Source organism: Caulobacter sp. GW821-FHT10C03, assembly GCF_059415485.1.
The window spans coordinates 1-14,317 of the sequence record NZ_JBWKNI010000028.1 but is presented as its reverse complement, the minus strand read 5'-3'; the positions used below and the strand labels follow the sequence as shown (position 1 = coordinate 14,317).

Below are 14,317 nucleotides of genomic sequence, written 5' to 3'. Positions count from 1 at the left end.
CTTCGAGGCGCTGCTCTCGCCGGCGGCGTCGCGGTAATGATGCGGCGGTCACTTACGCTGCGGTTGAGCTTCGCGTAGACGAAAGATCATGACCAAAGCGCAGAATCCGCTGAAGTGGCGAGGCGTGGACGCCCTGATCGAGCGTGGCCTCGATCACTTCAAGTTGCCGGGAAAGCTCGGCCGCTCGCCGGTGTTTTTCCAATCCTGGCAGGAAATCACGCCCTTTTTCATCTTCACGCCCCACCTGAAGTGGGGCGCCGTGAGCGTCTCGGGCTTGATGGGCCTGAGTTTCACCGGCGTGGATGACTTTGTGAACAGCAGGGGCAAGGTCCTGACGTCGCCGCCCTTCATGATCCATACGGCCAATTTCCCCGGCGAAATGGCGCGCTATATCTTTCCGGAAGGGGTCGAAGAGGGCGCTTTCGACGTATGGGCGGCCCAGATCGACGCCTGCCTGCGCAGCTATCCGACCTCGGCCGAAGACATGGCGGCTCAGGTTCGAAGCGGACGGATCGGCGGCTTCGGGGCGGCCCAGCAGTTCGTGGCCAGCCCTCCCGCCGAGCCCCTGAGATCGTGGCTCGCGGAACGGGGGATCGAGATCCCCTCGAACGGGCCCTTGCCGATACGGGCCGTGACGGTCCCCTCGCTCGCCCTGCAATGAAAAGCGGCGGCGGGCATCAGCGCAGGCTGTAGCCGCCGTCCGTGAACAGGGTGGTCCCGGTGGTGAAACCGTTGGTCAGCAGGAACAGCACGGCCTGGGCGATCTCGGCCTCGCGGCCGGGGCGGCCGACCAGCGAACCCTTGGCCTGGTCGGCGAAGGCGGCTTCGCGGACCTCGGCGGGACGGCGGGCCCAGAGGTCGCCGTCGATCGTGCCGGGGGCGACGACGTTGACCCGTACGGGCGCCAGATCGACGGCCAGGCCGCGCCCGAAGGCCTCGGTCGCGCCGTTGGCGGCGGCGTAGAGCGCCGCGCCCTTGGGCGGCCGGGCGCTGGCGGCGCCCGACATCAGCACCACCGAGCCGTCGGGCGACAGCCTGGGCGCGGCGGCGCGGACGCAACGCACCTGGCCCCAGAACTTGCCGTCGAACGGCGAGGCGATGGTCGCCTCGTCGGGATGGTCGAAGGGGGCGATCGTGTAGGTCGCGGCCGGGGTGAACAGGTGGTCGATGCGGTCGAGGGGCTCGAAGAACCGCGCGACGGAGGCGGTGTCGAAGAGGTCGATGGTCGCGGCCTGGGCGTTGGGGCCGAGCTGGGCGCGGGCCGCCTCCAGCCGGTCGGCCGAGCGTCCGCCGATCACCACCCGGCCGCCGCCTTCGACAAAGGCCTTCGCCGTGGCCAGCCCGATCCCCGAGCCGCCGCCGATCACCACCAGGGTCTTTTCATCGTATCGCATGGCCGCGAGGCTAGGCGGCGGGCAAGCACGACGGAAACGACTTGAATTCCGATCATTCCGGACTTCAGTGCGGGAATGATGTCGATCCCCTCCCTCGACCGCTATGGCGGCGTGCGGGCCTTCGTGGCCGTGGCCGAGCATGGCGGCTTCGCCGCCGCCGCGCCGGCGCTGGGCCTGTCGCCCTCGGCCGTGGGCAAGGCGGTGCAGCGGCTGGAGGCGCGGCTGGGCGTGCGCCTGCTGGCCCGCACCACCCGCAGCGTCTCCCTGACCGAGGACGGCCGGGTGTTCCATGCGCGCTGCGTCGCGGCGCTGGCGGGACTGGCCGAGGCGGAGGCCGAACTGCTGCAAGGTCGGGGCGAGCCGTCGGGCCTGCTGCGCGTGGCCCTGCCGCCGCTGCTGGGCCGGGCCTTCGTCATGCCGGTTCTGCTGGAGCTTGTCGCGCGCTGGCCGGGCCTGCGGCTGGAGGTCGTGTTCGGCGCGCGGGCGGTGGACCTGACGGCCGAGGGCGTGGATCTGGCCGTGCGCATCGGCGACCTCGACGACCGGGCGGGTCTGGTCGCCCGGTCGCTGGGCGTGCAGCGACGGGTGGTCTGCGCGACGCCGGCCTATCTCGATGCGCGGGGCCGGCCCGAGCGCGTCGAGGACCTGCTGGATCACGACTGCCTGGTCGAGGCCCGCGACGGCCGCCCGACGCCCTGGCCCTATGTCGACGCGGACGGTGTCGCCCGCAGCCTGGCGGTCGATGGCCGCCTGCGGATCGGCGACGCCCTGGTTCTGGCCGAGGCGGCGCGAGCCGGAACCGGGATCGCCATGGTCCCCCGCTGGGTGGTGGCCGAAGACCTGGCCGCCGGCCGGCTGGAGACGGTGCTCGACGGGGTGTTCGACAGCCCCCTGCCGGTGAACCTGGTCTGGCCCCGCACGCCGTATCCGAGCGCCCGGCTGCGGGCGGCGGTCGATGCGCTGGTCGCGCGGTATGGGGCGGAGAGGCCGTGGGAGGTGTGAGGCCGAAGATGCTCCCCCCTTGGGGGAGCTGTCGCGGAGCGACTGAGGGGGTTTGCTCGGCATAGGCCCGCGCTACCCCCTCCGGCCCTCTGGGCCACCTCCCCCAGAGGGGGAGGATCTACTCCACGTCCCCTACTTCTCCCGGGCGATCGGGTAGAGCAGGTGGCGGTCGTCGTAGAAGGGCGTGCGCTTGTAGAACCAGGCCAGGCGCGAGTCGGGATCGGCGGCGAACTTGGGGTCGGCGGCGAGCTTGGCCTCGAATTCCGCCTTCAGCGCCGGATCGGCGGCCATCATCTTTTCGGCCAGCGGGGCGATGGCGTAAGGCTCGATATATTCGACTCGGCTCAGCACCTCGGGGACCATGCCCCAGGCGAAGACGCTTTCGCTCGACTGCGGCTCGAGCAGCAGCACGACGAGGTCGCCCAGCGGCTGGTCGGTCGGCACGCGCACCGAGCCCTTGGGGAAGGTCCAGTCGCGGGCCTGCGTCGTCACCTGCTCGACGCTCATCTGGACGTGGCCCTCGTTGGCGCGCGGGGCGACCTTGGGCTCGACCAGGCGCAGCATTTCGACGGGAACGACCTTGGGCGCGTCCAAGGTTTCGACCTTCACCCCATGCAGCTTCAGCCGCTCGATGATGTCGGCGCGATAGCTGGGCACCCAGTAGGCCTTGGGCCGCGAGAGCTGCAGCGTCGGGTGCGAGCCGTAGAACGGCAGCTGCCACAGTTCGGGGTCGGCCTCGCCCAGCCAGCGGATCTCGGTCTTGCCCGAGGCGGGGCTGTCGTAGGTCTCGTAGCGGATGCCCTTGAAGGCGCGGGTCGTGGTCGGCTTGTCGTCGGCGACGAAATTGGCCGGGATGGTCGCCGGGCGCAGGGCGCTGTCGGCGGCGACGGCGGTTCGCAGGGTGTCGCCCTTCTGCGCAAGCAGCTTCAGCGCCGTCTCGATGAAGACATAGGTGCCCAGCACCCGCTGGGCGTGGGGCTTGAGGCTGTGGTTCTCGATCAGGATGGTCGGCACGTGGGCGGCCGAGCCCCAGCCGTTGGAGAACCGCTCGCCCAGCCCGCCGTCCGACAGCCCGGCCTTGGGGTTGCGCTCGTCGACGCCGAACACCAGCTCGCCCGGGATGTGGCCCTCGGCCTCCAGGCTCTGGTTGATGGCCGGCTTGAAGGCCTCGTCCAGCCACTTGGCCGTGGCCGGCGAGCGCGACCAGACGCCGTCCTCGCCGTTGTAGCCGTAGGTGACGTCGTACTGGTAATCCATGCCGTCGGTGACGTGGACGTCGACGTAGAGGTCGGCGTGGTACCTGGCCTGGAGCCGCTTCAGCGCCTGCATCTCGGGCTGGTCGAGCTTCATGAAGTCGCGGTTGAGGTTCTGGTTGGTGGCGGTGTTGCGCCAGCCCTGGATGCGCGGCCCGCGCTGGTTGGGCCGTGAATAGGGGCCCGAGCGCTCGTGGCCGTCGACCGACAGGATCGGGATCAGCACCAGATTGACCTTGTCGAGCAGGCCGTCTTTCCCGTGGAACGCCATGTCGCGCAGCAGCATCATGCCCGCGTCCTTGCCGTCGATCTCGCCCGGGTGGATGCCGCACTGCACGAGCAGCAGCGGCTTCTTCGGATCCAGCTTGTCGCCGTCCTTGCTGGCGATGACGGCGAAGATCGGCCGGCCCTCGGGCGAGACCCCGAAGTCCTCGACGCGCACCAGCTTGGTCGCCTTGTCGAGCTTGTCGAACCAGGCGCGGGTGTCGGTGTAGGTCGGCGAGAAGTCGTGGCCCGGATCGGCCTCGAACGGCGTCACCCACGGATCGGCCGCATCACGGATCAGCGCCTGGCTCGCGCCCTGCCACTGCGGCGCGGGCGGCAGGAAGGCTTCGTCCCAGGGCTTCTTGGGTTGCGACATGGCGGGGGCTCCGGAGGAAAGCAGGATGGCGGCGGTGGCCATGGATAGGAAGCCGTTGCGGAAACCTGCGGTCGATGCAGACGTGAGGCTGTTCATGTAGGCGATCTATTCTTCGAACATCTCGCGTAGGGCGGCGAGCGTGGCGGCCAGGGTCTCGGGATCGATGTCGGGCAGGCGGCGGATGAACCGTGTGCGAGAGACCGTTCGGATCTGCTCGATCAGCACGAAGCCTTCCCGGCCCTGGTAGGTGACAGCGGGGCGGTAGGGTGCAGGCCGTGCTCCGCTGGTCAGCGGCACGACGGTGACCACGCGGTGGTGGGTGAAATCCGGCGGAGAGACCACGATGCAGGGCCGGGTCTTCTGGAGTTCGCTGCCCTCGGTGGGATCAAGACGGACCAGCCAGACCTGACCGCGCATCACCATGTCCAGTCCTCGTCGGTCTCGGCGGTGAGCGGCGCTTCGAGCCACTCGATGTCTTCTTCGCTAAGGCCTTCCGCGCCAATCTGCCTGGAGGCTTCTTCCCAGCCATCGCGCACGTGACGCTTGGCCGCCTTGATAACGATTTCGTCGCCCGAAAGGGTGAGTTCGAGTGCGTCGCCGACCCCGACGCCCAGGCTTTCGAGCGCGGTCTTGGGCAGCAGAACGCCAGCGGAATTGCCGATCTTGCGGACGGACGAGCGCATGACTGTCTCCGTTATTACTAAGTAATAACTTGAAAGTCGCTCGTCCGCCAGCGCGTCCTTACTTCGTCTTCCAGATCGGCTTGCCTTCGCCCGGCAGGCCCAGCCGCGACCACTTCTCGCTGACCGCATCGACCACGGCCTGGTCCATGCGGATCTCCTCGCCCCATTCGCGGTTCGTCTCCGGCTCCCACTTGTCGGTGGCGTCGAGGCCGATCTTGGAGCCCAGGCCGCTGACGGGGCTGGCGAAGTCGAGATAGTCGATCGGGGTGTGCTCGATCACCGTGATGTCCCGGGCGGGGTCCATCTTGGTGCTGATCGCCCACATCACGTCCTTCCAGTCGCGGGCGTTGATGTCATGGTCCACGACGATCACCCACTTGGTGTACATGAACTGGCGCAGATAGCTCCAGACGCCCAGCATCACCCGCTTGGCGTGGCCCGGATAGGCCTTCTTCATCGACACCACGGCGATGCGGTAGGAGCAGCCCTCGGGCGGCAGCCAGAAGTCGACGATCTCGGGGAACTGCTGGCGGATCAGCGGGATGAACACCTCGTTCAGCGCCTCGCCCAGCACCGAGGGCTCGTCCGGCGGCCGGCCGGTGAAGGTGGTCAGGTAGATCGGGTCCTTGCGCATGGTGATCGCGGTCACCTGGAAGACCGGGAAGGTCTCGACGCTGTTGTAGTAGCCGGTGTGGTCGCCGTAGGGGCCTTCCTCGGCGTGCTCGTCGAGCAGGACGTGGCCCTCGATGACGATCTCGGCCTGGGCCGGCACCATCAGCGGCACGGTCTTGGCCGGCACGAGGTCGAGCTTGGCGCCGCGCAGCAGGCCGGCGAACTGGTATTCGGACAGGGTGTCGGGCACCGGCGTCACGGCGGCCAGGATCGTGCCGGGGTCGGCGCCCAGCACCACGGCGCAGGGCAGGGGCTCCTTCTTGCCGGCCTTCTTGTGGCGGGCGTAGTGCTGGGCCCCGCCGCGGTGGGCCAGCCAGCGCATGATCGCCCGGTCCTTGCCCAGCACCTGCATGCGGTAGATGCCGAGGTTGAAGTCGTCTTCGCGGTCGTCGCTGGGGCCCTTGGTGACCACCAGGCCCCAGGTGATCAGCGGCGCCGGCTCGCCCGGCCAGCAGGTCTGCACCGGCAGCTTCGAAAGGTCGATCTGGTCGCCCTTCAGCACCACTTCCTGCACGGGCGCCTTCTTCACCGTGCCCGGGCGCATCGACAGCACCGTCTTGGCCAGCGGCAGCATGTCGATGGCGTCCTTCAGGCCCTTGGGGGGCTGGGGCTGGCGCAGGAAGGCCAGCAGCTCGCCCACCTCGCGCAGTTCGCCGGCGGTGGTGCGCGGCTCGCCGCCCAGGGTGACGCCCATGGCCACGCGCTTGACCGTGCCGAACAGGTTGGCCAGGGCCGGCATCGAAGACCGCGACCCGTCGGGCAGCAGCACGTGCTCGAACAGCACTGCCGGGCCGCCGGTGGCCAGCAGGCGGGTCTGGATCTCGGTCATCTCCAGGACCGAGGAGACCGGCTCCTTGACCCGCACCAGCTCGCCCTGGGCCTCCAGCACGTCGATGAATTCGCGAAGCGAGCGATAGGCCATGGGCGGGGAGACTCCTGGAACGGGGCGGAACCTAGAAGCGGGGGCGCGCCAGGGCAAGGCGTCGAGGGAGCGTCGAGGGAGCGTCGAGAGAGTGTGGAGAAAGGATGGAGGCCAAGCTTCGTCCTAGGCGCCGCACGCGGGGCGTGATCTCTGCTGCTCGAAGGTTGCAGGAGCCCGTCGATGACCGATCAAGCCGTCGAAGCCGATCCGCGCGCCGTCCGCCGGGCGGCGATCCTGCGCCTGGTCACGGGCCTGGCCCAGGGGCTGCTGCTGTACTGCCTGTATCAGGCCGACGAGTTCAAGCGCTGGCCCGACGGCCAGCCCATGGTCTATGCGGCCTTCCTGCTGGCCTTCCTGTTCGCGCCGTTCGTGGTGCTGGCCGGGCTTTCGACCATGCGCTGGCCCGCGCTGGCTTCCTGGAAGGGGCTGGTCGTTCTGCTCGCCGCCGGGGTCGGAGCCTATGGCGTGTGGAGCGGCGATCCGTCGGCCTCGGGCGTCAACGGCCTTGGACCCTTAAGCTTCCTGGGCGTGGCGGCCCTGATCTTCATCGGTCACCACCTGGTCGAGCCGGCCGACATCGAGCGGCGGCCCATCGCCCGCTTCGCCAGCTATTTCGACATTACCTGGAAGCACGGGGTTCAGCTGGCGCTAGCGGTCGGCTTCACCGGCGCCTTCTGGCTGCTGCTGTGGCTGGCGGCGGTGCTGTTCAAGCTGATCGGCGTCGGGATCATCGAGACGATCATCCAGACCAAGCTCTTCGCCATTCCCGCCACCACCACGATCTTCGCCGCCGCCGTCCAGCTGACCGACGTGCGGGCCGGCCTGGTGCGCGGGGTGCGGACCGTGGCCCTGACCCTGCTGGCCTGGCTGCTGCCGCTGATGGTGCTGATCGCGGGCGCGTTCCTGCTGACCCTGCCGTTCACCGGTCTGGAGCCGCTGTGGAAGACCCGCAGCGCCACGGCCAGCCTGCTGACCGCGGCGGCCTTCCTGATTCTGCTGACCAACGCCGCCTATCAGGACGGCACCGAGACGACGGCCCTGATCCTGAAGTGGGCGGCGCGGCTGGCCGGCCTGTTGCTGGTTCCGATCACCGTGCTGGCGGCCTATGGCCTGTCCTTGCGCATCGGCCAGTACGGCCTCAGCACCGACCGGATCATCGCCGCCGCCTGCGTGCTGGTCGCGGCCGGTTATGCGATCGGCTACGCGGTCGCCGCCGTGCGGCCGGGCCCCTGGCTGAAGGCCCTGGAGACGACCAATATCGGCATGGCCTTCGTGGTCATCGTCGTACTGCTGGCCCTGGTGACGCCCCTGGCCGATCCGCGCCGACTGTCGGTGAACGACCAGGTCGCGCGGCTGCAGGCCGGCAAGGTCAAGGCCGAGGCGTTCGATTTCGACTTCCTGCGGTTCCGCAGCGGCCGGTTCGGCCTGGATGCGCTCAAGCGGCTGGCGGCCGGTCCGGACGCCGTCGTCGCCAAGGCGGCCAAGGCCAGCCTCGCCCGCCTGGCGGCCGGGCCCGCGCCGGGGAAGGCCGAGCCGATGGCCGGCGTGATCGTCTACCCCAAGGGGCGGACCCTGCCGAACGGCTTCGAACGCCTGGTCGATCTCAGCGACTCGCCGTGCCGCTTCGCCGCCAAGCCGTGCTCGGCCCTGCTGCTGGACATCGACGCGGACGGGTCCGAGGAGGTGCTGCTGTCGAGCGGCTCGATGCTGGACGTCTTCGGCATGCGCGAAGGTCGCTGGAAGAAGATCGGCTATGCGTCCAGCCCCTGCGGCCGGGTGGCCGACATCGCCGGGGTGCTGGCGCGCTCGGGCGGGGCCGCGACCGTCGAACCCTCGCCCCTTCGCGACGTGGTGATCGGGGATGTCCGGATGGAGCTTCGGCCGCAGGGCGACGCCTGCAACGTGACGGCGGCCGAGGCCCTGGCCTCGCGGCCTAAACCGCCCCCTCGCTGACCGCGTTCAGCCGCGCATAGACCCCGCCGGCCGCCTTCAGTTCGGCGTGGCGGCCCTCCTCGACCACACGGCCGTTCTGGAAAACCAGGATCCGGTCGGCGCCGCGCACGGTCGACAGGCGATGGGCGATGACGATGGTCGTGCGGCCCTGCATCAGGGCCTCGGCGGCCTCCTGCACCAGGGCCTCGGTCTCGACGTCGAGCGACGAGGTGGCCTCGTCCAGAACGAGGATCGGGGCGTTGGTCAGGAAGGCGCGGGCGATGGCCACGCGCTGGCGCTCGCCGCCCGACAGCTTGATGCCGCGCTCGCCCACCAGGGTGTCGTAGCCGTGCGGCAGTTTCAGGATGAAGTCGTGGGCGCGGGCCTTCTTCGCCGCCTCCACCACCTGCTCGAAGGTCGCGTCGGGACGGCCGTAGGCGATGTTGTCGAGCAAGGACCGGTGGAACAAGGCCGGGTCCTGCGGCACCACGGCGATGGCGCGGCGCAGGGAGCCCTGGGTGACCTTGGCCACGTCCTGGCCGTCGATCAGGATCCGTCCACCCTGCAGGTCGTGCAGGCGCTGGATCAGCTTGACGAAGGTCGACTTGCCCGAGCCCGTGGGGCCGACCAAGGCCACCTTCTCGCCCGGCGCGATATCCAGCGAGAAGCGGTCGTAGAGCGGCGCGCCGGCGTTGCGGTAGGCGAAGGTCACGCCCTGGAAGGCGACGGCGCCGGGGCCGGTGATGACGTCGGGCGCGCCGGGGGCGTCGGCGATCTGCGGCGGCAGCGTCGACCAGGCCGCGACGTCCTCGCTGTCGTCGATGCCCTTCTGCAGCATGCGGATGTTCTCGCCCATGTTGCGCAGATAGCCGCTCATCAGCAGGAACGAGGTCATGGCCGCGACGATGTCGCCGGCGTTGGCCTGGCCGCGCATCCAGGACCAGACCATGGCCCCGGTCAGGCCGGCCTGCAGCACGACCAGCAGCAGGTTCTGGCCGAGCCAGACGTCGGTGAAGCGGTTCCAGGTGACCATCACCGCGTCGCGCCAGGCGGCGGTGACCTGGGCCAGGCGCTGGGTCTCGCGGTCCTCGGCGCCGAAGGCCTTCACCGTCGGGTTGGAGGTCACCGCGTCGGCCAGGGCCCCGCCGATGGCGGAGTCCAGGGCGTTGGACTTCAGGTTGGCGGGCCGGACGTAGCGCTCGGTGATCCACAGGTTCACCGACAGATACAGCAGCACCACGACCAGCGAGATCGCGCCGGCCAGGGGCTGCTTGACCAGCATCACGCCCGACAGGCCCAAGAGCACGATCATGCTGGGCACCAGCCAGATCGTGAAGGCGTCGGTGACGCTGTCATAGCCCCACATGGCGCGGGTCAGCTTGCGCACCGTGGCGCCGGCGAAGCTGTCGGCGTGCCAGTCGGACGAGAAGGCCTGGACGCGGGCGAAGCCCTCGTTGGTCATCTCCTCCATGTTGCGGGCGGCCAGCGGGATCCAGAACCGGTGGGCGATGTTGCGGATCAGCGAGAAGGCCAGGTAGACGCCGACGAAGACGGCCCAGGCCCCCCAGGCGCGCGACTTCTCGCCGGCCACCACGACATTGACCAGATGCTCGGCGGCGGTCGGCAGGGCCACGTCGAAGCCCACCGCGATCAGGGTCAGCACCACCCCGGCGGTGAAGATCAGCTTCCGGCGCAGCCAGAAGCGCGCCAGGAAGCCCAGCACCTGGGTGTTGGACAGCGCCCGGCGGCGGCCCTGGGTCTCGTCCTCGTCGTCGAAGTCGCTCATGGGCGGCTAGATAGGCTTGTTGTGGCCGGCAGGGAACGTCCCGCCGACAGGCTGCTGCCAGGTTTCGACCCTAGCGCCGGGCCTCGGTGGCCATGCGTACGGCCAGGCCGCCCAGGACGCTGGCCATCAGCCAGCGCTGGACCAGGGCGAAGCTGGGGCGCGTGGCCAGGAAGGTGGCGATCGAGCCGGCGGCCAGGCAGATCAGGCCGTTGATCGTCAGGCTGACGGCGATCTGGGTGCCGCCCAGCAGCAGCGACTGGCTGAGCACTGCTCCGTGCTTGGGGTCGATGAACTGCGGCAGCAGCGACAGATAGAGCATCGCCGCCTTGGGATTGAGCAGGTTGGTCAGGAAACCCATGGCCATCAGCTTGGCCGGCGGGTCCTTGGGCAGCTCGCGCACCTGGAAGGGCGACTGTCCGCCCGGCTTGATCGCCTGCCAGGCCAGCCAGCCCAGATAGAGCGCCCCGCCGAACCGCAGGACGTCGTAGGCGATCGGGGCGGCCATCAGCAGGGCGGTGATGCCCAGCGCCGCGCAGACCAGATAGACGATGAAACCCGCCGCCGTGCCGACCAGCGACACGATCCCGGCCCAGCGCCCCTGGCAGATCGAGCGGCTGACCAGATAGAGCATGTTCGGCCCCGGGGTCAGGGCCATCCCCAGGCAAACCAGGGCGAAGGCGATCCAGGTCTTGGCGTCGGGCATCGGGTTTTCCTGAAAAGCGGACAAGAAAAAGGGGCCGGAAGCTTTCGCCGCCGGCCCCTTGGTCTTTTTGGCTGTCGCCGAAGACGTCCTGCTTAGTGGATGTCTTCGTTGATCAGGCCGACCTTGTACCAGCCAGCGGTCTGCAGCTGGTTCAGCACGCCCATGAAGTCGGCGTACATGACGTCGGCGTCGGCGCGGATCATCACGCGCTGGTCGTCCTTCGGGCCAGCCTGGCCGTTCGAGGTGAACTTGGCGTCCAGGTCGAACTGCAGGTTGTCGAGGCTGGTTTGCTTGTCCGCGATGAACAGAGCGCCCGACTTCTGGATCGAGATGAAGACCGGCTCCTTCGGCTTCACGCCGGGAGGCGGCGGCGAAGCGGGGGGAAGGTCGATCTTGATCGAGGTCACGGCCATCGGCACGGCGACCATGAAGATGATGAGCAGAACGAGCAGAATGTCGACGAAGGGCGTGACGTTGATTTCTGAATTCTGGTTCAGCGAGTAGCGACCGCCGCCGCCGCCAGCAAGTTTAGCCGCCATAGCCTGACTGTCTCCCGGGGACCGCCCCCAGGCGGTCCAGAAATTGTTAGATGCCACGTCTGGCGCAGACGAGCGCGGAAGTAAAGCCCGACGACGCGCCGCAATGGCAACCCCTTTTGTGAGTCTTTTTGGCCTAACGCCGTTCAGGAGAGCGTTTTGGGCGCCGGGCTTCGCGCCCCGCGCGACTAGCGCTGGCCATCAGGCCGCGCTAAGCCCCCGCGCATGATCTTTTCCTTCGACGCCTACGTCACCGCCGCCCTGTTCGATCGCGCTGGACGCGCCGGGTTCGCCCTGGGCGACGGCACCGTCCGATTCGAGGCCGAGGGCGGTTTCGTCACCGTGGAAGCCCATGGCGGACCGCTCGGTGGAGCCGTGCTGGCCGCCTGCGTCCACCCCTCGGGCCGGGGCCTGGTGACCGGCGGCGACGACGGCCGGGTGGTCTGGAGCCGGGTCGAGGGCGACGAGGTCGTGGCCACCCTGCTGGCCGAGGTGAAGGGCAAGTGGATCGAGCACGTGACGGCCAGCGCCGCCTCGGGCCTGATCGCCTTCACGGCCGGCAAGGAAGCGCACGTGCTGGACTCGGCCGACGCCGATTTCCGCCGCACCTACGTCCACGAGAAGACGGTCTCGGGCGTGGCCTTCGACCCGAAGGGCAAGCGCCTGGCCGCGGCCGGCTACGGCGGCGTGTCGCTGTGGTGGAGCCGCATCGCCGACCAGAAGCCGACAGTGATGAAGTGGGCCGGCAGCCACGTGGCCCTGGCCTACAGCCCCGACGGCAAGTTCCTGGTCTCGGCGATGCAGGAGAACCAGCTGCACGGCTGGCGCCTGTCGGACGGCAAGGACATGCGGATGGGCGGCTATCCGGCCAAGATCAAGAGCCTGGACTTCTTCGACAAGGGCAACCTGCTGGCCACCGCCGGCGCCAATGGCGCGGTGATCTGGCCGTTCGCCGGGGCCAGCGGCCCGATGGGCAAGGAGGCCGCCGAGATCGGCTTCTCGCGCGACTCGCTGGTGGTGCAGGTGGCGGGGATCGACGCCCTGCCGGTGATGATCGCCGGCCAGGACAACGGCCGCGTCTGGGCCGCGCACATGCGCTCGGGCCGCATCGAGACCCTGAAGGCCGAGAAGGGCGCTCCGATCAGCAGCCTGTCGGTCAACGCCGACGGTTCGCGCCTGGCCTGGGGCGACGAAAGCGGCGAGGCCGGCGTGCTGGCGGTGCCGGACATCTCGGTGCGGAATTTCTGATCTCGTCCTTCTCCCCTTGCGGGAGAAGGTGTCGGCGATAGCCGACGGATGAGGGGTCTCTCAGACGGCAAACGCCGCGACAGCTGAACGGCTGTCGCGGCGTTTCTGTTTGTGCGACCCCTCACCCGACCTCCTTCGGAGGCCACCCTCTCCCGCAAGGGGAGAGGGATTTAGACCGGCCAGGTCGCCTCGCTGGCGCCCAGCACTTCTCCCGCGAGATACAGCGACCCGCAGATCAGCACGTGCGGGACGGGGTCCAGCGCCAACGCTCGCGTGAGCGCGTCGTCCAGCCCGTCGCAGGCGGCGGCGCGCAGGCCGGCCAGTTCGGCGGCGGCGGCGGTTTCGGCGGCGCTGGCGGCGGCGTGGCCTTCGAAGGTGACGGTGAACACCTTGGCGGCGATCCCCCGGAAGGCTCCGAAGAAGCCGGTGGCGTCCTTGTTGGCCAGCAGGCCCGAGATCAGCGCCACGGGACGGCCGTCGCGGGCGGCCAGATCGGCCACGGCGCGGGCCACGGCGCGGCCGGCGTGGGGATTGTGCCCGCCGTCGAGCCACAGGTCGGCGCCGGCGGCTTGCGCGGCTTCCGCATAGGGACCGGCCGTCAGGCGCTGGAAGCGGGCCGGCCAGACCGTGCCGGCGATCCCCTGGCCCATGGCCGCCTCGTCGATCCGGGGATCGTCCAGGGCCAGAAGGGCCGCGACGGCGAGGCCGGCGTTGGCGAACTGGTGCTCGCCGGGCAACGCGGGGGCGGGCAGGTCGAGCAGGCGGTCTTCCATCTGCACCAGCAGGCGGCCGCGTTCCTCCCAAGCGTCGAAGTCACGGCCCATGAGCGTGAGCTCGACCCCGGCCAGGGCGGCGGCGGTCTCCAGCACGCCGTCGACGGCGTCCTGCTGGCGGGCGCTGACGGCGGGGGCGCCGGGTTTGATGATCCCGGCCTTCTCGACGGCGATCTCTTCGATCGTGTCGCCCAGGAATTCGCGGTGGTCGAGGTCGATCGGGGCGATCACGCTGACGGCCGGCTGCGCGATCACGTTGGTGGCGTCGAGCACGCCGCCCAGCCCCACCTCGACGATGCAGAGGTCGGCCGGCGTCTCGGCGAAGGCGACGAAGGCCGCGGCCGTGGTGATCTCGAAGAAGGTGATGGCCTCGCCGGCGTTGGCGGCCTCGACCCGCTCCAGCACGTCGGCCAGATGGGCCTCGGTGATCAGCGTCCCGGCCAGGCGGATGCGTTCGACGAAACGCACCAGGTGCGGCGAGGTGAAGACGTGGACCTTGAGGCCCGCCGCCTCGGCCATGTGGCGCAGATAGGCGGCCGTCGAGCCCTTGCCGTTGGTGCCGGCCACGTGGATCACCGGCGGCAGGCGGTCCTGCGGGTTGTCCAGCGCCGCGCACAGCCGGCGCATGCGGTCCAGCGACAGGTCGATCTTCAGCGGGTGCAGCGCCCGCAGGCGCTCCAGCGCGGCGTCGTGGGCGCGGAGGTGGTCGGTCATGGGTTCGCGATCAAGATCCTCCCCCTCTGGGGGAGGGGGACCCCGAAGGGGTGGAGGGG

13 protein-coding genes are annotated in these 14,317 nt (G+C 69.5%); 4 read left to right on the top strand and 9 right to left on the bottom strand.

The window, feature by feature from the left end; genetic code table 11:
* Positions 1-88: 88 nt before the first annotated feature.
* Positions 89-661 carry a hypothetical protein gene (locus AC07NG_RS23770; protein ID WP_494596777.1) on the top strand — a complete coding sequence of 191 codons (573 nt, stop codon included), beginning with the start codon at positions 89-91 and terminating at the stop codon, positions 659-661.
* 16 nt (positions 662-677) lie between these two features.
* Here AC07NG_RS23770 and AC07NG_RS23765 read toward each other — a convergent pair whose 3' ends face one another.
* Positions 678-1,394, bottom strand: a complete 717-nt coding sequence (locus tag AC07NG_RS23765) for an SDR family oxidoreductase (protein ID WP_494596776.1) — start codon at positions 1,392-1,394, stop codon at positions 678-680.
* A gap of 78 nt (positions 1,395-1,472) precedes the next feature.
* Between AC07NG_RS23765 and AC07NG_RS23760 the strand changes: the two genes are divergently transcribed.
* Entirely contained in the window at positions 1,473-2,396 is a 924-nt protein-coding gene (locus tag AC07NG_RS23760; protein WP_494596774.1) for a LysR family transcriptional regulator, read from the top strand.
* A 132-nt stretch (positions 2,397-2,528) separates the two neighbouring features.
* On the opposite strand, the gene AC07NG_RS23755 is transcribed toward AC07NG_RS23760, so the two are convergent.
* From AC07NG_RS23755 to AC07NG_RS23740, 4 genes are all read right to left on the bottom strand, one after another.
* Positions 2,529-4,331, bottom strand: coding sequence for a M14 family metallopeptidase (locus AC07NG_RS23755; protein WP_494596838.1), 1,803 nt, complete (start codon positions 4,329-4,331; stop codon positions 2,529-2,531).
* 63 nt (positions 4,332-4,394) lie between these two features.
* Positions 4,395-4,712, bottom strand: coding sequence for a type II toxin-antitoxin system PemK/MazF family toxin (locus tag AC07NG_RS23750; RefSeq protein ID WP_492856386.1), 318 nt, complete (start codon positions 4,710-4,712; stop codon positions 4,395-4,397).
* Positions 4,706-4,972 carry an AbrB/MazE/SpoVT family DNA-binding domain-containing protein gene (locus AC07NG_RS23745; RefSeq protein ID WP_492856387.1) on the bottom strand — a complete coding sequence of 89 codons (267 nt, stop codon included), beginning with the start codon at positions 4,970-4,972 and terminating at the stop codon, positions 4,706-4,708. The genes AC07NG_RS23750 and AC07NG_RS23745 overlap by 7 nt, the downstream gene beginning before the upstream one ends.
* 58 nt (positions 4,973-5,030) lie before the next feature.
* The gene (locus tag AC07NG_RS23740) at positions 5,031-6,566 is read right to left on the bottom strand and encodes a UbiD family decarboxylase (RefSeq protein WP_492856388.1); all 1,536 of its coding nucleotides are present in this window, start codon (positions 6,564-6,566) and stop codon (positions 5,031-5,033) included.
* A gap of 180 nt (positions 6,567-6,746) precedes the next feature.
* On the opposite strand from AC07NG_RS23740, the gene AC07NG_RS23735 reads away from it, so the two are divergent.
* Positions 6,747-8,519, top strand: a complete 1,773-nt coding sequence (locus AC07NG_RS23735) for a DUF4153 domain-containing protein (RefSeq protein WP_494596771.1) — start codon at positions 6,747-6,749, stop codon at positions 8,517-8,519.
* On the opposite strand, the gene AC07NG_RS23730 is transcribed toward AC07NG_RS23735, so the two are convergent.
* From AC07NG_RS23730 to AC07NG_RS23720, 3 genes are all read right to left on the bottom strand, one after another.
* Positions 8,500-10,284 carry an ABC transporter ATP-binding protein gene (locus AC07NG_RS23730; protein ID WP_494596770.1) on the bottom strand — a complete coding sequence of 595 codons (1,785 nt, stop codon included), beginning with the start codon at positions 10,282-10,284 and terminating at the stop codon, positions 8,500-8,502. The genes AC07NG_RS23735 and AC07NG_RS23730 overlap by 20 nt on opposite strands.
* A 70-nt stretch (positions 10,285-10,354) precedes the next feature.
* Positions 10,355-10,987, bottom strand: coding sequence for a LysE family translocator (locus AC07NG_RS23725; RefSeq protein ID WP_110121123.1), 633 nt, complete (start codon positions 10,985-10,987; stop codon positions 10,355-10,357).
* 92 nt (positions 10,988-11,079) lie between these two features.
* Positions 11,080-11,526 (bottom strand): biopolymer transporter ExbD, encoded by a 447-nt coding sequence (locus AC07NG_RS23720; RefSeq protein ID WP_110121124.1) that lies wholly within the window; start codon positions 11,524-11,526, stop codon positions 11,080-11,082.
* A gap of 222 nt (positions 11,527-11,748) precedes the next feature.
* On the opposite strand from AC07NG_RS23720, the gene AC07NG_RS23715 reads away from it, so the two are divergent.
* On the top strand, positions 11,749-12,771 hold the full coding sequence (locus AC07NG_RS23715; protein ID WP_494596768.1) for a WD40 repeat domain-containing protein: 1,023 nt from the start codon (positions 11,749-11,751) through the stop codon (positions 12,769-12,771).
* 170 nt (positions 12,772-12,941) lie between these two features.
* Here AC07NG_RS23715 and AC07NG_RS23710 read toward each other — a convergent pair whose 3' ends face one another.
* Positions 12,942-14,258 carry a bifunctional folylpolyglutamate synthase/dihydrofolate synthase gene (locus AC07NG_RS23710; protein WP_494596766.1) on the bottom strand — a complete coding sequence of 439 codons (1,317 nt, stop codon included), beginning with the start codon at positions 14,256-14,258 and terminating at the stop codon, positions 12,942-12,944.
* Positions 14,259-14,317: the final 59 nt, after the last annotated feature.

Excerpts from the sequence above, each read along its gene's own strand:
- AC07NG_RS23770 (WP_494596777.1), top strand. The coding sequence starts at position 89 with ATGACCAAAGCGCAGAATCCGCTGAAGTGGCGAGGCGTGGACGCCCTG.
- AC07NG_RS23765 (WP_494596776.1), bottom strand. The coding sequence starts at position 1,394 with ATGCGATACGATGAAAAGACCCTGGTGGTGATCGGCGGCGGCTCGGGG.
- AC07NG_RS23760 (WP_494596774.1), top strand. The coding sequence starts at position 1,473 with ATGTCGATCCCCTCCCTCGACCGCTATGGCGGCGTGCGGGCCTTCGTG.
- AC07NG_RS23755 (WP_494596838.1), bottom strand. The coding sequence starts at position 4,331 with ATGGCCACCGCCGCCATCCTGCTTTCCTCCGGAGCCCCCGCCATGTCG.
- AC07NG_RS23750 (WP_492856386.1), bottom strand. The coding sequence starts at position 4,712 with ATGGTGATGCGCGGTCAGGTCTGGCTGGTCCGTCTTGATCCCACCGAG.
- AC07NG_RS23745 (WP_492856387.1), bottom strand. The coding sequence starts at position 4,972 with ATGCGCTCGTCCGTCCGCAAGATCGGCAATTCCGCTGGCGTTCTGCTG.
- AC07NG_RS23740 (WP_492856388.1), bottom strand. The coding sequence starts at position 6,566 with ATGGCCTATCGCTCGCTTCGCGAATTCATCGACGTGCTGGAGGCCCAG.
- AC07NG_RS23735 (WP_494596771.1), top strand. The coding sequence starts at position 6,747 with ATGACCGATCAAGCCGTCGAAGCCGATCCGCGCGCCGTCCGCCGGGCG.
- AC07NG_RS23730 (WP_494596770.1), bottom strand. The coding sequence starts at position 10,284 with ATGAGCGACTTCGACGACGAGGACGAGACCCAGGGCCGCCGCCGGGCG.
- AC07NG_RS23725 (WP_110121123.1), bottom strand. The coding sequence starts at position 10,987 with ATGCCCGACGCCAAGACCTGGATCGCCTTCGCCCTGGTTTGCCTGGGG.
- AC07NG_RS23720 (WP_110121124.1), bottom strand. The coding sequence starts at position 11,526 with ATGGCGGCTAAACTTGCTGGCGGCGGCGGCGGTCGCTACTCGCTGAAC.
- AC07NG_RS23715 (WP_494596768.1), top strand. The coding sequence starts at position 11,749 with ATGATCTTTTCCTTCGACGCCTACGTCACCGCCGCCCTGTTCGATCGC.
- AC07NG_RS23710 (WP_494596766.1), bottom strand. The coding sequence starts at position 14,258 with ATGACCGACCACCTCCGCGCCCACGACGCCGCGCTGGAGCGCCTGCGG.